This window comes from Leucobacter ruminantium (genome assembly GCF_017565705.1).
GTDB classification, from domain to species: Bacteria; Actinomycetota; Actinomycetes; order Actinomycetales; family Microbacteriaceae; genus Leucobacter; species Leucobacter ruminantium.
In genome coordinates, this window is record NZ_JAGDYL010000035.1 from 1 (window position 1) to 19,877 (window position 19,877).

The 19,877-nt window shown below is 63.5% G+C and carries 12 protein-coding genes and 1 pseudogene; 6 read left to right on the forward strand and 7 right to left on the reverse strand.

The window, feature by feature from the left end:
- Positions 1 to 680: 680 nt before the first annotated feature.
- On the reverse strand, positions 681 to 2,003 hold the full coding sequence (locus J4H91_RS14250) for an MFS transporter (RefSeq protein WP_208046919.1): 1,323 nt from the start codon (positions 2,001 to 2,003) through the stop codon (positions 681 to 683).
- A gap of 597 nt (positions 2,004 to 2,600) precedes the next feature.
- Between J4H91_RS14250 and J4H91_RS16005 the strand changes: the two genes are divergently transcribed.
- The gene (locus tag J4H91_RS16005) at positions 2,601 to 3,380 is read left to right on the forward strand and encodes a winged helix-turn-helix transcriptional regulator (RefSeq protein ID WP_424960849.1); all 780 of its coding nucleotides are present in this window, start codon (positions 2,601 to 2,603) and stop codon (positions 3,378 to 3,380) included.
- 311 nt (positions 3,381 to 3,691) lie between these two features.
- On the opposite strand, the gene J4H91_RS14260 is transcribed toward J4H91_RS16005, so the two are convergent.
- The 4 genes from J4H91_RS14260 to J4H91_RS14275 all read right to left on the reverse strand — a co-directional run bounded on the left by J4H91_RS14260 (position 3,692) and on the right by J4H91_RS14275 (position 7,677).
- Entirely contained in the window at positions 3,692 to 5,014 is a 1,323-nt protein-coding gene (locus tag J4H91_RS14260) for an aminotransferase family protein (RefSeq protein WP_208046921.1), read from the reverse strand.
- A 61-nt stretch (positions 5,015 to 5,075) separates the two neighbouring features.
- Positions 5,076 to 6,275 carry an acetyl-CoA C-acyltransferase gene (locus J4H91_RS14265; protein WP_208046922.1) on the reverse strand — a complete coding sequence of 400 codons (1,200 nt, stop codon included), beginning with the start codon at positions 6,273 to 6,275 and terminating at the stop codon, positions 5,076 to 5,078.
- Positions 6,275 to 6,919, reverse strand: coding sequence for a CoA transferase subunit B (locus J4H91_RS14270; RefSeq protein ID WP_208046929.1), 645 nt, complete (start codon positions 6,917 to 6,919; stop codon positions 6,275 to 6,277). Before J4H91_RS14270 ends, J4H91_RS14265 begins: the two co-directional genes overlap by 1 nt.
- A gap of 2 nt (positions 6,920 to 6,921) precedes the next feature.
- Positions 6,922 to 7,677: a CoA transferase subunit A gene (locus J4H91_RS14275; protein WP_208046923.1), complete on the reverse strand. Its 756-nt coding sequence runs from the start codon at positions 7,675 to 7,677 to the stop codon at positions 6,922 to 6,924.
- 23 nt (positions 7,678 to 7,700) lie between these two features.
- On the opposite strand from J4H91_RS14275, the gene J4H91_RS14280 reads away from it, so the two are divergent.
- Complete coding sequence (locus J4H91_RS14280) at positions 7,701 to 8,600, forward strand: IclR family transcriptional regulator (protein WP_424960848.1); 900 nt, start codon at positions 7,701 to 7,703, stop codon at positions 8,598 to 8,600.
- 39 nt (positions 8,601 to 8,639) lie between these two features.
- Here J4H91_RS14280 and J4H91_RS14285 read toward each other — a convergent pair whose 3' ends face one another.
- Positions 8,640 to 9,296: an MBL fold metallo-hydrolase gene (locus J4H91_RS14285; RefSeq protein ID WP_208046924.1), complete on the reverse strand. Its 657-nt coding sequence runs from the start codon at positions 9,294 to 9,296 to the stop codon at positions 8,640 to 8,642.
- A 7-nt stretch (positions 9,297 to 9,303) separates the two neighbouring features.
- Here J4H91_RS14285 and J4H91_RS14290 point away from each other — a divergent pair.
- The 4 genes and pseudogenes from J4H91_RS14290 to mobF all read left to right on the forward strand — a co-directional run.
- A pseudogene (locus J4H91_RS14290) lies at positions 9,304 to 9,588 on the forward strand (YdhK family protein); the annotation flags it as partial.
- Between the two features lie 66 nt (positions 9,589 to 9,654).
- Positions 9,655 to 11,925 (forward strand): heavy metal translocating P-type ATPase, encoded by a 2,271-nt coding sequence (locus tag J4H91_RS14295; RefSeq protein WP_341783562.1) that lies wholly within the window; start codon positions 9,655 to 9,657, stop codon positions 11,923 to 11,925.
- A gap of 203 nt (positions 11,926 to 12,128) precedes the next feature.
- A complete protein-coding gene (locus J4H91_RS14300; RefSeq protein WP_341783563.1) occupies positions 12,129 to 12,398 on the forward strand; it encodes a metal-sensitive transcriptional regulator in 270 nt (89 codons plus the stop codon).
- A 446-nt stretch (positions 12,399 to 12,844) separates the two neighbouring features.
- On the forward strand, positions 12,845 to 16,450 hold the full coding sequence (gene mobF / locus J4H91_RS14305) for a MobF family relaxase (RefSeq protein WP_460648298.1): 3,606 nt from the start codon (positions 12,845 to 12,847) through the stop codon (positions 16,448 to 16,450).
- Positions 16,451 to 16,726: 276 nt separating this feature from the next.
- Here mobF and J4H91_RS14310 read toward each other — a convergent pair whose 3' ends face one another.
- A complete protein-coding gene (locus J4H91_RS14310; RefSeq protein WP_208046928.1) occupies positions 16,727 to 19,480 on the reverse strand; it encodes a restriction endonuclease in 2,754 nt (917 codons plus the stop codon).
- Positions 19,481 to 19,877: the final 397 nt, after the last annotated feature.

Consider the following 19,877-nt stretch of genomic DNA (forward strand, 5'->3'; position numbering starts at 1 on the left):
TGATCGCACTCGCCCGGAGGCGTTGCGACGTGATCTACGCCATGCTCAAAACCGGCAGTCTCTACCAACCCCGAGCACAGAGCGGCGCCGCTCTCGCGGCTTGACAAAGGTCATAGGGGCACCCCCCATATCTACGCGGAGTTCGCGGCGCGAGGATCCCGCTGGGCTGTATCGTCGCAGGTGGATATCGGAGTGACCCGATCCCACGCGTTCCCGCTGAACACAAGCTGTGCCAGTTCGGATTCGAACCTTCCCGAACTCATAGTCGTGCACCTGGACATCGGTTATAACAGCGAGAAGTTCCGTGAGCTACTCGATGTTCGTGAGTAAGAACATGCCTTCCGCGCCAGCGACGCTCCACTGCAAATGAGGAAGTGACGCATCGTGGAATGCGGGATACCCCCGGAGCAACCGCGGATTCCGCAAGCTTCACTTCTGATGGAACGTCGTATCCGAGTGATCGACACGCTCATCGCCCTCGCCAATTGAGACGTGTCCCGTAAATGATCTCGGTGGGAGCTGGGATCACGGAGATATGTCCCGATTCGAGCTCCTCTCGGATGGCCAATGGGCCTTGATTACTGACCTGTTGTCGTGCCCTAAAGATAAGGAGGCCACCTGTGCGTTCTACGAGGGGCGCGTCAGCGTGGCATTCGTCGAGGTGGAGGTCGGACAGAGATTCATCCTTTCGGCTTAGCATCGGCCGCGGCGTCGACGAGATCGAGATTCGCCTGTCGGGTCTCCTTCATCGCCAGTAGGCAGAGCAGGCTCAGAACTGCATAAGCCGCGAGGTAGTATCCGACTGCCATCTCCCCGAAGACCGGGATGAGCGCCTGCGCGACGAACGGTGGGAGTGCCCCGCCGACGACTCCTGCCAGGCTGTATGCGACGCCGGCGCCGGTGTAGCGGTACCTCGTATGGAACAGTTCGGGAAGTTGTGCTCCGACGGGGCCGTATCCGATCCCGGCTATGGCGAGTGTGACGCATAGGCCCACGGCGAACGCGAGGGGCGAGCCGATGTTGACGATGGGCATCAGGACGAGGGCCCATGGGATCGCCAGCACACAGGCGAGAATTGTCAGCGGTTTGCGGCCGAAGCGATCGGAGGCGGAGGCGGAGGCGGCGATGACTCCCGCGAAGATCAAGGCCCCGACGATTCCGATGGAGAGGACTGTGGGATTGCTGAGTTTGAGGGAGGTGCCTCCGTAGCTGATGAGCCAGGTTGCACCTGTATGGAAGAGTGCGAAGACCATGGACAGGGAGCCTGCGCCGAGGAACACCTGGACGGGTTGTTTCCGTACGACTTCGAACAGCGGATTTCTTGCCAGCTGCCGCGTCGACTTCAGCTTTGCGAAGCTCTGCGGTTCTTCGATGCTGAGGCGCACGAACAATCCGATCACCACGAGAATGAAGCTTGCGAGGAACGGGATGCGCCAGCCGAGGGTCTGGAAGGTTTCTGGTGACATCGTCAGGCTTGTCGCGAGGAAGGTTCCCATTGAGAGGGCGAGTCCCAGCGCCGGGCCGAGCTGAGGGAAGAGAGCATAGAAGCCGCGGCGCTCGGGAGGGGCGTGCTCACCTGTGAGCAGGACCGCCCCCGCCCACTCTCCGCCCACGGCGATCCCCTGGATGATGCGCAAGAGCACCAGCAGGACGGGGGCGAGACCGCCGATGGTGGCCGCGCTCGGGAGGACGCCGATGGCGACAGTCGCCCCTCCCATCATGAGAAGAGTCGCTACCAGCGTTGCCTTCCGGCCGATCCGATCGCCGAAGTGCCCGAACAGGATGGACCCGAACGGCCGGGCGACGAAGGCTACGCCGAAGGTTGCCAGGGCCGCCAGGGTGCCTCCTGCTGGGCCGAGGGCCGGGAAGAACTGAGAGCTGAACACGAGTGCCGCCGCGGTTCCGAAGATATAGAAGTCGTAGAACTCGACCGTTGTCCCGATGAGGCCGGCAAAAGACACTTTCATCATCTGCCCGCGTGAGTAGTGCTTTGTCTCAGGCATGAACTCCTCCTTGGCTCCGTTGCTTCAGGTCCGGGGATCTGGGTATCAACTTAAGAAGCCGGAGAAGGGGGAACCAGTGCACGTTGTGTACCCTTCATGGAGGCGAGAAGATGGGCAGCGCGCCAGACGAGAATCACGTGCACGCGGAATCGTGAGCGGTCTGACAACAGCACCTGCCGTACCACGAGCGTGCGCCATACTCTGAGACCGGTCGGGGGAGGAACCAGCGCGAGAACTCCTCTCCCCATGATTGCGGGCCGGCGAAGCCGATGTCTCCTTGTCGTCTCGCAACTGCGCAGCGACGAATACCCCACCACAGCTCGTACTCTGGGGGATACGTGCACCTCGAGGTAGGGAGCAGCATTCGGCCAGCTCAGACGTTGTGTGTCTCTGCTCACAGTGCAGGTGGCCGCGCATCTGCTGTGTCGGCTCGGACTCGAAGATGAAGGCGATGAGAACCGACTCTGTGGAAGGGATTGTGTGATGAGCGCGCGCCGCATCTATCTCAGATACTACGGAAAACAAAGAGGAAGAGTGATACTCGCTCTTCGGATTCTGTTCCCGATGCACATACCTTTTCAGGGTTCGTCGTCGAAGATGCCTTTATGGGCTCGGGCGCATGAATCGAGGGCACAGTATGTGCAACAAGACAATTCGGGTGCGGTTCGAAATAGGGCAATCACAGGGGAGTATGCGCCCCATGCAGATTACTGGTCGCTTTCCTTCGCACTGAAGCACTTAGGAGATCGTTGGTCGCTGCTCATCGTTCGTGAACTTCTTACCGGAGAGCAGGGTTTCAATGATCTTTCGCGGGCTCTCCCTGATCTGTCACGTACACTTCTGTCGCAGAGATTAAAACGGCTTGTGGATATGGGGCTGCTACTTCGAGAGAGCTCCGCAGATCCCCGAGGGACACGGCTCTATAGATTGACTGGGAGCGGCTACGCGCTGAGTCATACGTTGGAATCTCTTGGAATCTGGGTTCAGCACTGGGGTCATCCTGTGGAGCACGACCTACAGGTAGGAGTCGCAACCCTTCTCGGCCAAATGAGACGCGCGCTCGTGGCTCAGTCCCTCCCGCAGGATTCGATGCTTATAGCCTTCGTTTTCGAAACCCAGACGTCCCGCCAGCTGCGCGGCTACCTACAGTATGAGCGGGAAACCGCAAGGTCGGAACTTGGACGGCCGAACGCCTCTCCGGACCTCGAAGTGCATGTCTCTCCGAGGGTGCTGTATGAGCTGTGGTGGGGGATTCGCCGTTGTGCTGAAGCGCGCCGGCGAGGCGACATTGGCTTCGTAGGCCCATCATCATGGGGCGAACATTTCTCGGGTTGGTTCCTTCCCAGGCCGTTCTCGGAGCAGAACGGGCGTTCATAATGATCTTGCTGGTCTGAGCGTCACCAACGCTTGTTAAAGGATCCCGCAACCATTCATGGCTCTGTGGAAATGGTAGATGTGAGAAATCGTCCGTTTCCTGGAGAGCGACGAAGAGCAGCAATCTCCTTGCAGCCGGTATTGGGGTGTCGATTGCAGGACTCTCGCGGTCATTTCAGACGACTGCGCTGCACACGATATCTGCTCCATGATGGACGGGTGCTCGAAGTGCTATTCCCACACTCAACTTAACTCAGCATTGATGTGGGTGGAGAAAAGAAAGTATTCAGAATTTGCATCGGGCCGAGTCGTGATCATGAGTCTTCCGATTCAATTTTGAGGAGCGCGCTATCGAGAAGACCGATCAGGAGCTCCACCTCGGTTTCAGAGATCGTGAGTGGAGGCGAAACAATGACAGCGTTGTTGCGGGGTGCAATGCCAGCAGGATAGACGAGGAGCCCTTCCCTGAAGCACACATCAGCGAAAGAGGCTCCCGTCACTCCAAGCCGAAGCTGTCCATTTCTGCTGGCATTCTTTGACAGTTCGAACCCCAGAAGAAGGCCCCTTCCGCGAACCGCAACCATGCGAGAATGCTTCTGTTCGAGTTCGAGTAGACCCGTTTTCAGTTGCTCTCCACGGGATCGTACGTTCTCGAGCACACAGTTTTTTTCAATATAGTCGATCACGCTAAGGCACACGGCGGCCCCCAGAGGGTTGCCGGAGAAGGTGTGACCAAATGGGGCCACTCGACTATGTTCGCGGAAAGCCTCGACCACCTTCTCCCGTATGAGCACGCCTGCCACCGGTGAATAGCCGGCGCTGAGTCCCTTGCCTATGACCAACATGTCAGGGACGATTTCCTCATTTGAACTCGCGAACCACTCACCAGTCCGCCCCATTCCTGTGATTACTTCATCAAGGATCAAGAGAATGTCTTGACGATCACACACTTCCCGGAGTCGTGTGAGGTATCCCTTCGGCGGCACTAAGACGCCCCCGGCCGCACCAACGATTGGTTCTACGATCACTGCTGCGATGGTCGAGGGGTCTTCCTCGATGATGGTCTGTTCAAACTCCGCCGCCGCGCGCTCACCATAGGCAACCTCATCTTCACCGGAATATGCAAGACGCGAAGCATCGACGGTCGGACCCAGGGCAAAGGAATGCAGTAGTGTCCCGTAATCCGGTCGACGAGCGGTATGCCCAGACATTGAAAGGGCGCCCATTGTCATTCCGTGGTAACTCGTTGCGCGGCCAAGAATCTTGACCTTGCCCGGATGCCCCAGTTCCCGCCAGTATCCGACTGCGGCCCGCATGGCGTACTCTGTTCCCTCGGAACCACTATTCACAAAGAATGCCCAGTTGAGGTCTCCGGGCGCGAGTTCTGTGAGTCTTCGCGCGAGTTCTTCGGCAGGCTCATTCGTAAATTGCGTGCGATAGCTGAAGGCGAGGCATCCAGCCTGCCGACTGACTATTTCAGCAACTTCCCGGACGCCATGGCCAATGTTTGCCGTCATTGCCCCGCTCGACCCGTCGAGGTACCGCTTGCCTGTGCTGTCGTAGAGGAAAACGCCTTCCCCCCGAGTGGCCGTCAGATACTCGCGGTCAATCTCTTGCTTCAGCAGTGCAGAAGTCATAGTTCGCCCCTTGTCTTTCCATACGAATAACGGAGAAAGCTCGGTTGGTTCTCTCGATTGCCTACACCGCGCGCAGCACGACCGCGCTGCCCTGACCCCCGCCGCCGCAGATGCCCACGGCGCCGAGCGAGCCGGAACCGAGCGCAGCGAGCTGACGGGCGAGCGTGCCCACGATCCGCGCCCCCGAAGCCCCGATGGGGTGGCCGAGCGCGATCGCTCCGCCGTGCGGGTTGACGACGGCCGGATCGATGCCGAGCTCCCGGGTCGACTGCACTCCGACCGCCGCGAAGGCCTCGTTGATCTCGACGATCGAGAGATCGGAGGCCGAGGTCTCCTCCGTCATCTTCGCGAGAGCCGCGGCGATCGCGCGCGCAGGCTGCGAGTGCAGGTGCGTGTCGGGGCCGGCGACGAAGGCCGTCGTCTCGACCCGGGCGATGGGCTTCAGCCCGAGCCGAGACGCGGCGGTTTCGGAGACGAGCACGAGCGCGGCCGCGCCGTCGGTGATCTGGGAGGCATTGCCCGCGGTGATCGTGCCGTCCTTCGCGAACGCCGGGCGCAGACCCGAGAGCGATTCAACGGTCGTGTAGGCGCGCACGCCGTCATCGGCGGAGACCACCGCGTCACCGCGGCGCGAGGCGACGGTGAAGGGCGCGATCTCACCGGAGAAGAAGTCGCCTGAGGCGGCGGCGCGCTGGTGCGACTGAGCGGCGAAGGCGTCCTGCTCCTCGCGCGCGAGCGCGAGCGGGGCGTTGCCCTGCTCGGTGAGGGCACCCATCGCGACCTGGTCGAACGCGTCCGAGAGGCCGTCATGATCGACGGTGTCGACGAGGGTCGCCGGGCCGTACTTCACTCCGGCTCGCAGCGGGATGACGTGCGGCGCGAGCGACATCGACTCCTGGCCGACCGCGAGCACGACGTCGGCCTCGCCCGCAGCGATGAGGCGCACGCCCTGCGACACGGCCTCGGTGCCCGAGAGGCACACAGCGTTGAGCGTGATCGCGGGCACGTTCATGGGAACGCCCGCCCCCACCGCGGTCTGCCTGGCCGGATTCTGGCCGGCGCCAGCCTGCAGCACCTGGCCCGCGACGACGATATCGACCTGCTCGGGCGAGACGCCGGCGCGCTCGAGCGCGGCCTTCGCGGCGTGCGCGCCCAGGACGGTCGCGGGCTGACCCGCCAGCTGGCCCGTGAAGCGGGTGAACGGGGTGCGGGCGTATCCCGCGATCAGTGCAGAGTTCGAAGCGGGGCTCGGTGCGGCCATCAGTTGCTCTCCTCGAGGTCGACGGTGAATGCGGCGCCGGTGGTGGCGCGGATCTCCTCTTCATCATGCCCCGGCGCGATGCGCTTCAACACCAGCGACCCGTCGACGACGTCGAACACGGCCCGGTCGGAGATGATGCGATCCACCACGCCCACGCCCGTGAGCGGCAGGTCGCACTCGGCGACGATCTTCGGCGTGCCGTCCTTCGCGACGTGATCCGTGATCACGATCACCCGAGGCGTTCCCGCGACGAGGTCCATCGCGCCGCCCATGCCCTTCACGAGCTTGCCCGGGATCGTCCAGTTCGCGAGGTCGCCGTTGCCCGCGACCTGCAGCGCGCCGAGGATGGCGGTCTGCACGTGACCGCCGCGGATCATGCCGAAGGAGGTCGCCGAATCGAAAATCGCGGCGCCCGGCACGAGCGTCACCGTCTGCTTGCCGGCGTTGATGAGGTCGGCGTCCTCGTCGCCCTCGTAGGGGAACTGACCCATGCCGAGGATCCCGTTCTCGCTCTGCAGCATCACGCTGACGCCCTCGGGCAGGTGGTTGGCCACGAGTGTCGGGATGCCGATCCCGAGGTTGACGTACTGCCCGTCCTCGAGCTCCGAGGCCGCGATCGCGGCCATCTCGTCACGCGTCCACATGGTCACGCCCCCTTCAGTTCGTCGCCGGCCGCGCCCGGAGCGGCAGCGCCCACCGCCTCCGGTCGCGAGCGCACGGTTCGTTGCTCGACGTCTTTCAGCGGGTCCTCGACCCGCACGATGCGCTGGACGAAGACACCGGGGGTGTCGATCCGCTCGGGATCGAGGTACTCGTCGCTCAGGTGCTCGACCTCGGCGACGGTGACCCTGCCCGACATCGCGACGAGCGGGTTGAAGTTCTGCGCCGTGAGCCGGTAGCGCAGGTTGCCCTCGAGGTCGCCGGTGTGCGCGCGGACCAGGGCGACGTCGGCGACGATGCCGCGTTCGAGGATCGCGCGCTTGCCGTCGAACTCGGCCTCGGGCTTGCCCTCGGCGATCGGGGTGCCGACGCCCGTCGGCGTGTAGAAGGCGGGGATGCCGGCGCCGCCCGCGCGCAGCCGCTCGGCCAGGGTGCCCTGGGGCACGAACTCGACCTCGAGGGCGCCGCTCAGGTACTGCTCGGCGAACAGCTTGTTCTCGCCCACGTACGAGCCGAGCACCTTCGACACCTGCCGGTTCTCGAGCAGCAGGCCGAGGCCCTTGCCGTCGACGCCCATGTTGTTGGAGACGACCGTGAGACCCTTCGCCCCCGTGTCTCGCAGCGCCACGATCAGGTTGTGCGGGATCCCGCACAGGCCGAAGCCTCCGACGGCGATCGTCATGCCGTCCCGCACCACTCCGTCAAGCGCCTCCGCCGCACCCTCCCTCGTTTTCGACGCCATCGCTGCAGCCTTCCGTTCACCATGTGATCAATGTCGCGCTGGAACGAGCGTACGCGCCATTCTTTGGTGAAATCAAAGACCAACTGCGTATTGCTCATATCATGAGTACGTCGCATGATAGCGTTCACAATATGGACTTTGGATTGAGCCAAGATCAGCGCCTCACACCCGGGGCTCAGGTCGTCGGAAGGGTTGCTTCGATACTGAGGGTCCTAAGTGTGAACATGCCGCGGGGCATCGGAACAAGTGCGGTCGCACGCATGACAGGCCTCTCCCGGCCCACGGCACACCGCTTGCTCGGTGCACTCGGAGAGCAGGGCTTCGTGGACCGGGACCAGTTCACTGGCACATGGCTGCTCGGCCCCGAGCTCTATCTCATGGGTTCAGTCGCGGCTGAACGCTACGACATCACAGAACTCGCCCGCGAGCACGTTGCTGCTCTTGCAGATGAGACTGGCGAGAGCGCTTTTCTCTCTGCCCGACGCGGAGGTGAGACCATTTGCTTGCTGCGGCAAGATGGTAGCTTCCCCATCCGCTCGTTTGTTCTCTACGAGGGTAAGCGGTTCCCCTTGGGGGTGGCCTCCGCTGGCCTGGCGATTCTTTCGTTTCTGACCGAGGCAGCTGCAGAGCGATACATCACCCAGGCTGAACTTGAGGCAAGATACGGTCCTGCCCACTCCAGTAACGCACTGCGCGAACGCGTCACCGAGACACGCGAGCAGGGGTACGCAGTCAACCCCGGCCTTATCGTTAAGGGCAGTTGGGGTATGGGCGCCGCGGTGTTCAATAGAGCCGGGCAGCCGGCTTGGGCGCTGAGCCTGACCGGTATCGAGCCGCGCTTTACCGTAAGTCGACAGCGGGAACTCGGACGACTGCTACTGCATCACGCCCACCGGCTTACCAAAAGATTGTCTTCAGGATAGGCAGGAAAGCAGGGAACGCGATTAGGCGATGGCGGGATTCTAAATCCTTAGGACGATCCTCTCACCAAATGCCGCATCGATGAAGGCCTGGCCGAGGCCTCCGTCATAAAACGCTGTGCGAAACTCTTGATACCCCTCCTTGAAGTGAGCCCATCCTTCAGTATGAGCAGGAATGATCTGCCGTGCGCTAAGCATCTTCGCGACCTTGACGGAGTCTTCTTTGGGCATTGTGATCTCAGCTCCATCCAGAAGTTCTGCAAAGCGCGCCCCACCTCCATACATGATTGCGACATCGACCGGTGCAATTCGTTCAGCGATCATCCTGCCGATGTCCAATGACCAGTTGTCGCCGCTGATATAGATGCTCGGCAGGCCCGCTCCGCTGAGAAGGAAGCCGATGACCTGCCCCGTACTTGCCGCAATCTCGTCGGGTCCATGTTGGGCAGGAAGGGCAGTGACCAGTAAGTTCCCACCGTCCGGTAACGGGAGCATTGTTTGCTCAAAGTCGGCTAGACCCTTGGTTGTTCCCCCCAACCTCGCAGCTCCCTCCGTCGTTGTGATGATCTGGGGGATGCTGGGGAGTAGGCTCCGCCCGGAGTGATCAAGATGATCGATGTGATGGTCATGGGTAATCAGCGCGCCGTCCAAGGGAAGGAGTGACTCTGCGTCTATGGCAGGGCCAGCGGTCTTTAACAATTCAGGTACGCCGTCTTCGGCGGTCAGCTACACGCCCACCGATGGCGGGGAGCCCGGGGTCGATCACAAATGGGTCGTGCACGAGGAACTGGACAACCCCGGCGAAGCACCGCTGGCCGATGGCACCGAGGTCGTGCTGGAAGCCGAGCACATGGCGGGAATGCAGGGGGCAACGGCGACGATCGACCACTCCACGCAGGAGACGGTCTACATGGTCGATGTCCCCGGCGGTGAGATGCCGATGACGAACCACAAATGGGTCGTCGAGAGCGAAGTCCACCCCGCAGGCTGACCAGGCGGCACGGATCGGGGGTCGTGGGGCCGCTCGACGGAAAGACAGAACTGGAAGAGGCGGGCAGTGAGCGCGCACACGCAGCCGGTGGCCGATGCCGGTATCGAGTTGGAGATCGGCGGGATGACCTGCGCCTCCTGCGCGAACCGGATCGAACGCAGGCTGAACAAACTCGACGGCGTCTCCGCGACGGTCAACTACGCCACCGAGAAGGCGAAGGTTACCGTGCCCGCCGGGTACGACCCGGCCCTGCTGATAAGCGAGGTCGAGAAGACCGGGTACACCGCCGCCCTCCCCAAGCCCCAGCAGGCGGAAGCCGCGTCTACTGCCGAGGCGGATGATGCGGACGACCCTGAGCTGACCTCGCTCAGGCACCGGCTGATCGGGTCGATCGTGCTCACCGTGCCGGTGATCGCGATGGCGATGATCCCCGCCCTGCAGTTCACCTACTGGCAGTGGGCCTCGCTCGCGCTGGCCGCCCCCGTGATCGTGTGGGCGGCCTGGCCCTTCCACAAGGCCGCGTGGACGAACCTCAGGCACGGCACCGCGACGATGGACACCCTCATCTCCATGGGCACCTCGGCGGCGTTCCTCTGGTCGCTCTACGCCCTGTTCCTCGGCACTGCGGGCGTGCCCGGCATGACGCACGCGTTCGAGTTCACGATCGCGCCGTCCGACGGAGCGGCGAACATCTACCTCGAAGTCGGCGCAGGCGTGACGATGTTCATCCTCGCCGGCCGCTACTTCGAGAAGCGCTCCAAGCGCCAAGCCGGAGCCGCCCTGCGCGCTCTGCTCGAGCTGGGGGCGAAGGAGGTCGCCGTGCTCCGCGACGGCATCGAGGCGAAGATCCCCACCTCCGAGCTCGCCGTCGGCGACGAATTCGTCGTCCGCCCCGGCGAGAAGATCGCCACCGACGGCACCGTGGTCTCGGGCACCTCGGCCGTGGACGCCTCGATGCTCACCGGCGAGTCCGTGCCCGTCGAGGTCGCAGGCGGCGACACGGTGACCGGCGCGACCGTCAACGCCGGCGGACGCCTCGTCGTCCGCGCGACCCGCGTCGGGTCGGACACGCAGCTGGTGCAGATGGCGAAGCTCGTCGAGGACGCCCAGACCGGCAAGGCCGAGGTCCAGCGCCTCGCCGATCGCATCTCCGGGGTGTTCGTGCCCATCGTGATCGTCATCACCGTCGTCGCGCTCGGTGCGTGGCTGGGGGCCGGGTTCCCGGTCGCCGCGGCGATCACCGCGGCCGTGTCCGTGCTCGTCATCGCCTGCCCTTGCGCCCTGGGCCTGGCGACCCCGACGGCGCTGCTGGTCGGCACAGGCCGCGGGGCGCAAATGGGCGTGCTCATCAAGGGCCCCGAGGTGCTGGAATCGACCCGCAAGGTCGACACCGTCGTCCTCGACAAGACCGGCACCGTCACCAGCGGCAAGATGACCCTCACCGACGTCATCACCGAGCCCGGTATTGACCGTGCCGAGCTGCTGCGGTACGCGGGCGCGATTGAGAATGCCTCCGAACACCCCATCGCCCAGGCCATCGCCCAGGGCGCGACCGACGAGATCAGCACCCTGCCGACGCCGGAAGGCTTCGCGAACGTCGAGGGCAAGGGCGTGCAGGGCATCGTTGACGGCACCTCCGTTGTCGTGGGCCGTGAGACGCTGTTGGCTGATTGGTCGCAGCAGCTCTCCCCGGAGGTTGCCGAGGCGAAAGCCACCGCTGAGGGCGAGGGCAAGACCGTCGTCGCCGTCGGCTGGGATGGGAAGGCGCGTGGCATCCTCGTGGTCGCCGACACCGTCAAGCCCGCGAGCGCCCAGGCGATCGCCGAACTCACGCAGCTCGGCTTGACCCCGGTGCTGCTCACCGGCGACAACGACGCCGTCGCACGGCAGATCGCCGCCGAGGTCGGCATCGACGATGTCATCGCCGAGGTCCTGCCCAAGGACAAGGTCGACGTCGTCGCCCGGCTACATGACGAGGGCAAGGTTGTCGCGATGGTCGGCGACGGCGTCAACGACGCCCCCGCCCTCGCCCAGGCCGACTTGGGCCTCGCGATGGGCACCGGCACGGACGTGGCGATCGAGGCCTCCGACATCACCCTCGTGCGCGGCGACCTCCGGGCCGCGGTCGACGCGATCCGGCTCTCCCGCAAGAACCTGTCGACGATCAAGACGAACCTGTTCTGGGCGTTCGCTTACAACGTCGCCGCGATCCCGGTCGCCGCGCTGGGCATGCTCAACCCCATGCTCGCCGGAGCTGCGATGGCGTTCTCGTCCGCGTTCGTCGTCGGCAACAGCCTCCGACTGCGCAGCTTCCGAAGCGTCACCAAGCAACCCTGAACCGACCCTCCGCACGAAGACCGAAAGGCATCACGACCATGACGACAGAAGCACCCGCCACTGCCAGCTGCTGCACCACGAACACCGAAGTCTCATCCCCGGGGAACGGCCGCGAGAACCTCCTCGCCGACACCCGCTGCTGCGGCGCAACCGAACCGGCTGTCACCCAGGAGACTGCCGATGATGAGCATCAGCACGGTTACATCAGCGACAAGCAGGCCTATCTCCGGCGCATGAGTCGCATCGAGGGCCAAGCCCGCGGCATCTCGAAGATGATCGACGACGAGAAATACTGCATCGACATCCTCACCCAGGTCAGCGCCCTGACCCGCGCCCTCCAGACCGTGGCCACCGGGCTGCTCGATGACCACCTCACGCACTGCGTCCTCGACGCCGCCAAACTCAGCGACGAGGCGGCCATCGAGAAGATTCAGGAGGCCACTCGGGCTATCAACCGGCTCATACGTTCCTGAGCGCGGCTACCCTGGTTGGAGCAGGCTTAAGAACTACCCGCAGGCGAGATATTGTGTCAACCGATTTAACTCCCGCGCTGGATACTGCGGAGAGTATGGTGAGCTGCCTGCCCTCGATGTTGGCGCCAGTGCGCCAATGCGGGGAAGCTCGACGCGTTCGCGTAGGACGGTGATAAGATTTCGCGGTCGCTGACGGCCGACGAGGTTCTTTGACCGCTTCGAACCAGGTCATTCGTCCATTACGGCATTCACGAGCAAGTTCTGCAGGCCGATTTGAGCGAACTCATTCTCAGGCTTCGCGCTGACCTTCCACATATCTTGCTATCGAGGATGAGTCGAGATTCGCCGCCGCCAAATCGCAACCGCTCTGAGGCCGTCTTGAGCCCAAGCTGAGGCCGTCTGAGCCCACCTTTCCGTGTGAAGGGTGGGCTCAGGTGACGGTTTCAATGCGGCGGATGTCTGCGGGCGACGGGTTCAGGTATCTCCTGAAGACCGTCGCCGTTGGGGATGGCGATCGTGCTCTTTCGACTCCGCTGACCCGCTACTATTCCGAGCAGGGGACCCCTCCCGGGCGATGGATAGGGGAGGGGCTCCCAGGCTTGGGTGAAGGGCAGATCGGGTCGGGCGATCAGGTTACGGAGACCCAGCTTCAACTCTTGATCGGTATGGGCCACGATCCGGTCTCGGGAGATGCCCTGGGGCGTTCCTATCGGCGATTCAAGAGCCTCGACGAGCGCGTCGCGGCACGTATTGCTGCGCTTGATCCTGCCTTCACGCCGGGGAAGCGGGCCGAGATGGTCGCCCGTATCGAGGCAGAGGAAGCAGCACGCGGAGAGCGGAAAGCAGTAGCGGCCTACGATTTCACCTTCTCGATCCCGAAGTCCGCGTCGGTCCTGTGGGCGGTTGCGGATGTCGGCACGCAGCAGCTGATCTGGCAGGCGCATCATGCCGCTGTTGCGGATGTGCTGCAGTTCATGGAGCGCGAGGTCGCTGCAACACGTTCGGGTTCTGCTGGACCGGACGGCGCGGTACTGCAACTCGACGTTGCCGGGCTTGTTGCAGCAGGCTACGACCACTTTGATAGCCGCGCAAACGACCCATACCTGCACACCCACGTCGTTGTCTCGAACAAGGTGCAGACTGCGCACGATGGGCACTGGCTCGCGCTCGACGGGCGACCGTTGCATGCGGCGACGGTGGCACTGAGCGAGCTCCACGAGGCCGTGTTCGCCGACGCGCTCACACGGCTCCTCGGTGTGTCGTGGGAGCAGCGGCAGATGGGGCGGGATCGCAACCCGGCCTGGGCGATCACGGATGTGCCGCAGGATCTCGTGCTCGAGTTCTCGAATCGGTCCCGCTTCATCGAGATCGAGAAAGAGAAGCTGATCCGCGACTACGTGGAACGCCACGGCAGTAGACCGTCTGCTGCAACGGTGCTGAAGATGTTGCAGCAGGCCACGCTCTCGACGCGCCCCGAGAAGACCGTGCGATCGCTCGAAGACCTCATCGCAGAGTGGAGGAACCGCGCATCAGCACTCCTGGGCGAGGACGCAACAGCCTGGGCCTCACAGGTTGCGTGGCGCAACCATGACGCCGCAGTTGCCGCAGGGAGTGACGCTCAGCAAGAGGCCGGCGCAGCGATCGCAACACCTCTGTTGCGAGCCGATGACCTGCCGCTCTCCCTGATTACGCAGCTCGGCTCAGACGTCGTTGCGGCGGTGGGCGAGAAGCGATCAACCTGGCGACGATGGAACCTCCTGGCCGAGGCCGCGCGTCAGTCGATGTGGCTCCGCTTCGCGAGCACGCGAGATCGGGAGCTCATCGTGGAGATGATTGCGGACGCGGCCGAGGACGACTCGCTTCGCCTCACTCCGGCTGAACTCGCGCTCACCCCTGAGATGTTCCAGCGCGAGGACGGGGCTACGCGATTCCGCCCGAAGCACGGTGAGCTGTTCTCATCCGAGGCACTGCTCGCTGCCGAAGACCGGTTGCTCGCCCGTGCGAAGAATCTCGCGGCTCCCACACTCGTTTTCGCGACGATGGAACGCGTTGCCCAGGAGCCAGATCGTGAGGGGCGACGTCTCGGCCCTGACCAGGTCGATGCGCTCACCCGAATCGCGGTCTCCGGACGCACGGTCGACATACTCGTGGGACCCGCGGGCACGGGCAAGACGACGGCCCTCGCGGCGCTTCGGCGCGCTTGGGAGTTCCAGTACGGCGAGGGTTCAGTCGTCGGGCTCGCACCTTCCGCTGTCGCTGCGGAGATCCTGGGCAGCGAGCTTGGCATCCTGGCGGAGAACACCGCGAAATGGCGTGAAGTCTTTGAACGCACCGGGCAGAGCTTCACTCGCGGGCAGCTCGTGGTTCTTGATGAGGCTTCCCTCGCGGGTACTCATTCGCTTGACCAGATCACCCGCGAAGCCGAGCGGGCCGGGGCCAAGGTGCTCCTGGTCGGGGATGTCGCTCAGCTGCAAGCGGTGGATGTTGGTGGGGCCTTCTCGCTGCTCGTGCACGACCGCGACGGCGATACGCCGGAACTCACGGAGGTCTGGCGGCTGCAACACGAATGGGAGAAGCGCGCCTCGCTCGAGCTTCGGTACGGCCACCAGCGGGTCATCGACACCTACGTCGAACGGGGGCGCGTGAGCGGTGGCACGGCCGAGGAGATGGCCGAGGCCGCATATCAGGCCTGGTGGGCAGACAAGCAGGCCGGTCGGGCTTCGATCCTGATCGCCGAGACCAACGACAACGTGACGTTCTTGAACGAGCGCGCCCGGGATGACCTCATCATCGCCGGCTACGTCGACGCCGAACGCCAGATCGAGCTGCACGACGGCACTTCCCTCGGCGTCGGTGACACGATCATCACGCGCAAGAACGACCGTCGACTCAGGTCAGCTCGTGGCTGGGTGCGCAACGGCGAACGCTGGATCGTCACCCACGTCGCCGACGACGGGTCGGCAACTGTGCGGCCGCCGACCAGCCGCCGGGGCGGCTCGATCCTCCTTCCCGCGGCCTACGTCGCCAACTCGGTCGAGCTCGGCTATGCGGTCACCGCGTACCGCGCCCAAGGCGTCACCGTCGACACCGCGCACACGCTCGTCGAACCGACGACAACTCGGGAAGTGCTGTACGTCTCCATGACGCGGGGCCGCTACGAGAACCGTGCGTATGTCGCGACCGACCACCCAGACGTGGCACATTCGATCGCACACCCCGGCGACGACCCCGACCGTACGGCGCGGGCGGTACTCCACGGCGTTCTGCAGCACGTTGGTGCGGAGCGTTCTGCTCACGAGGCGATCACGGCTGAGCAGGAGCGCTGGGGCGGGATCGCGCAACTGATCGCCGAGTACGAAACCATCGCGACCGCAGCCCAGCACGACCGCTGGATGCAACTCCTCACCGATTCGGGACTCTCATCTGAGCACGTGAACGAGGTGGCCGCGAGCGAGGCGCTCGGCGCGCTCATCACAGAACTGCGCCGAGCCGAGGCCAACGGCTACGACCTTCCCCGACTGCTGCCGGCCCTGATCACCGCACGCCATTTCGGCGACGCCGACGATGTGGCGAAGGTGCTGCACTACCGGGTCGAGGGCGCGACCCGCCACCCGAGGCACAGCGCGGCCGCTTCCTCGGTTCGACTGATCGCAGGGTTGTTCCCCGAAGCGACCGGCCGAATGAGCGCGGAGATGCGCACCGCGCTGACGGAGCGCCGAGAACTGATCGAGGAACGTGCAGCGGGCCTCACCGATCTTGCGCTCGCACAACCCGGCAGTTGGGCGACCGCCGCAGGCGTCGCGCCTCGGTCGGGTCCGGATCGAGGCCGCTGGCGGGCACAGCTCATCACCGTCGCCGCCTACCGCGACCGATACGGCATCACCGATCGCGCACCGCTGGGGGTCTCGCCCGAGGGCGTCGCGCAGCGACTCGACTACGCGCGCGCTGAGGCAGCGCTCCTGCGTGCCCAGCAGATCGCCGCCCGCGCAAGCCAAACTGAGGCGCCGCACCGGCCTACGTCCTCGCATGACCGCCACGGCCCGAGACGGTAAACCGAAGCGACGTACGTGCCAGGCCATCTTTCCAACGACGAGAATGACGGCAAACAAGCGGGAGAGCGATGTGAACGGGAAGACGGCGAAGGCGGCAGAGTTCGAGGCATCCGGGTGGAACTCCGGCACTCCTGAGCGGAAAGCCCGGCGGTCTCAACCGGTGAACGCACCACAAATCGCTTTCACTGTAACGAGGAGGGTCAGTTCGACGCTCGCCGGGGACCGGCTACAGAGCGTCTGTGGCCGGTTGAGGAGTCCGACACGGCAGGTGAGGAGTTAGCCAGTCGGCTGATCTCGTTCTGCCTTCTTCAGGCGAGGAACTTTCTCGACACGGATCCCCAGCTCCTTTGCCCACGCTCGGAAGTATCCCCCCACGCCATGCGTGCTCGAGTCCGTCCATTTAGCCCCGATTGCGTCACGGATCGCTGACCCCACTACGAGCGGCGCAGCCTTTGGGCTACCGCGCAGCAGGGCGATCCCTTCCGAGCCACCGGGCACCTGCTCCAGCCGCCTTAGCAATGCGCCACTGTCCAAGCTCCCATCCGAATTTAAGACAGTCGGGGGTATGGGTACAAGCCAGCCGTCATCGGAAACCGTTGCGACTCCGAGTGCCGCCAAGGTTCGAAAAGCGTCGCGATCGTTCGAGCCGTTTGGAGGCAGCCGCAGCTTCTCCCCGGCGCCGATCCGCGCGAGCATCGCCAATGGGCGTCGCGGCGCCTCTTGGGGTACACCGGGCCTGCTCCGCACGGGCGAGCGCTGCGAGAGGAGGCGTTGTCGATTCGTCGACTCAGCGTCACTTTGGAGAGCCCAGTGGCCGCCGCGTCGTGACGCGAGCCCGGCGTACTCAAACCAACTCAAGAACACCCGCGCGTAGCCCACCCACGTGCCGTCGGCTACCGATACAGCAGGAAAGACCGATGGTAGTGCGTGAGCGAATTCCTCGGATGTCGCGTAGCCATCGTTCTTCTGAGCGATCTCGGAGAACGTCGACAGTGCACGGTGGCGCCGCAAAGCTGCGGTGATCTTCAGTCGCACTGCCGCCTCCGGATCTGGAGCGTTCATTATCGATTCGCTAATGGTGACAGTGAGGGGCTCGTACTGAGTCACGCCGAAGAGGCGCATTTCCCGAGAGAGGTTGAAGATGACGTTGTCGCTCGTAGCCAGCTGGGTGGCCAGGGAACTGACAGTGGCCATGCCGCCGTTCTTCATCACCAGGGGCAGCATGCGAGCGATCTGATTTGGCGCCGACCTGAGGATATAGGAGTCTTCGAGCGGGACTCGGCCAGTGTTCAGGTAGTCACGGAAAGTGTCCCAGTACGTATCGAGTCTGTCGCCAATCTGAACTATGAGTCGACGGTCCACCAAAGCCTGCACCGCTTCAGGAGCGTAGCGATCGGTGACTTCCCCTGCTGGAATGGGCGCGTATCGTGCCACGTGCTTCAGGATCTCAAGCGACTCCGGATCGAGTTGAGCTAGGTCCAGATCGAAAAGCCCTTGGATGTTCAGCGACTCAGCGAGAAGCTGTTCGGGACTGCTTCCGCCCTTCAATTCGTGTAGCACGTGATCGGCAAGCTTCTTGAGAAGCCACGGCAGTCCTTGACTGTACTCGCGTAGCCTTGACCGGAGGTCTCTTCCGAGTTTGATCTTGACGCTGCGCTCGAGCCGATCGATGATCGTCGAAACTTCACCGGATCCGAAAGGATCGATGACAATGGTTTCGGCTGCGCTGCGGATGTCTTCTCGGAATTGGTAGGGGTGCCCCTCGATCCAGCCAACCAAGTCGGTCTTCCAGGCGAAGCCGATCATAAAGTGCCCCGGTACGTCTTGCATGCCGAGCGCGAGATCCCGGAAAGCTTGCGTGAGTTCGGGCGATCGGAATACGTTCTCGAACTGATCAAAGAAGACCAGCACGGGATGCGCTGGGTTTGCCCACTGCAGGTCACGAATCGTTGTGATCGCACTCGACAGGCTTGCCCAACTCGCGTTGTTCGGGAGAGTAAGGAGGCCGCGGCGAGAAGCATCAGCACAGGCTCGGCGCAGGACTTCGACGACGTAGCGTGATGAGGCCGCTGTTCGGGTATCCATCACGATGGCGAGGCCACCATCGCTTTCAATGCTCGCGGCGAACTTGAGCGCCAGACTGCTCTTGCCCCAGCCGGACTGTGCGTTTAGGATCACGACCTTAGTGCCGGCCGCGACATAGTTGGCCAACTTGTCCAGGCTCACCTTCCGCCCGACAAAGTACTTCGGACCCGCAGGGAGTTGATATTGGAAGTCGCTCTTGGACGAAACAACGGTCGCAAGCACGACCGTATCGGCGCTCTCCTGCGCTTCGGCGGCGTCGACTGCGTTGGTTCTGGCGTCGTGCACCGGCAGTCGTTGTGCGTAAGGGCTTGTGCTAACTAGCTCCAGTACGGGCTCCGGCACATTGCCCTGTGCCGACCACACCACGACTCGCGTCGGCAGCCGGGTCGATGGGTCGACGTCCAGCACCGCGCTGTAGGTGCCGTGCTTCGTAATGATGATCGCGAAGTCACTGTCGAGGGCCGTCGGTGCTGGGTGGGGCGTGATGATGCGCTCAGCCAGGAGCGCGTCTGCGATTGCTTGAGCGTGGAGGTACTTGAAGTTCTGATCCTTCTCGAGGATGCTGCGGGCGAACTGTTCGCCGTCAGCCGTCAAAGATGGAACTGCGACAATCAAGCCAAGGGTCCCGGGGTTGTCGAACCTCTCCAGCGTGAGTTTGCCGTAGAAGTTTGTGACTTCCTTGGCGGCGACAGGCTGGGAGTAGGCCTTGCACTCGACCATTGCGACTCTGCCGTCGAGTCGCGCCTTCGTGACCACGTCGAGTTCAATGCCGTTCGAACTTACGTTGACAGTGCTACTCGTCGGAGCTTCATATCCGTAGCTTTCGAGTAGCTTCGCAACGAATACTTCGAACAGGTGGCCTCTCGCGTGAGAGACCGCTCCGGCCGTGTCGCCTTCGGCAAGCACAAGCAATGTTGTCGACCCAAGTTCGTTCGTCGTCGTCACGGTCACGATCCTAGCGGTGGATCGAAGCGACGCCATCTGGAGGCGCGGCCCGCAAGGCGCCGGGACGCCGCGCAATGCCCACTTGGGGGTCTCTCACGGAACGTACCGCGCTCGCACGTGTGACCAGAACAGGTCGCGCGAGTTGTTCCAATCCAGGACCCGGCGGGGTCTGGTGTTAATCCGGTTAAGACCACCCTGGTTTGTGAACTCGCTCCTCAGATTCATCGCCGCAGACTGTCCCCGAGACAAGTTCACCAAGAGGCTCTACCGGGGGGGTGCCCCTATGACCTTTGTCAAGCCGCGAGAGCGGCGCCGCTCTGTGCTCGGGGTTGGTAGAGACTGCCGGTTTTGAGCATGGCGTAGATCACGTCGCAACGCCTCCGGGCGAGTGCGATCA

Excerpts from the sequence above, each read along its gene's own strand:
- J4H91_RS14250 (WP_208046919.1), bottom strand. The coding sequence starts at position 2,003 with ATGCCTGAGACAAAGCACTACTCACGCGGGCAGATGATGAAAGTGTCT.
- J4H91_RS16005 (WP_424960849.1), top strand. The coding sequence starts at position 2,601 with ATGCCTTTATGGGCTCGGGCGCATGAATCGAGGGCACAGTATGTGCAA.
- J4H91_RS14260 (WP_208046921.1), bottom strand. The coding sequence starts at position 5,014 with ATGACTTCTGCACTGCTGAAGCAAGAGATTGACCGCGAGTATCTGACG.
- J4H91_RS14265 (WP_208046922.1), bottom strand. The coding sequence starts at position 6,275 with ATGGCCGCACCGAGCCCCGCTTCGAACTCTGCACTGATCGCGGGATAC.
- J4H91_RS14270 (WP_208046929.1), bottom strand. The coding sequence starts at position 6,919 with ATGTGGACGCGTGACGAGATGGCCGCGATCGCGGCCTCGGAGCTCGAG.
- J4H91_RS14275 (WP_208046923.1), bottom strand. The coding sequence starts at position 7,677 with ATGGCGTCGAAAACGAGGGAGGGTGCGGCGGAGGCGCTTGACGGAGTG.
- mobF (WP_460648298.1), top strand. The coding sequence starts at position 12,845 with ATGCGGCGGATGTCTGCGGGCGACGGGTTCAGGTATCTCCTGAAGACC.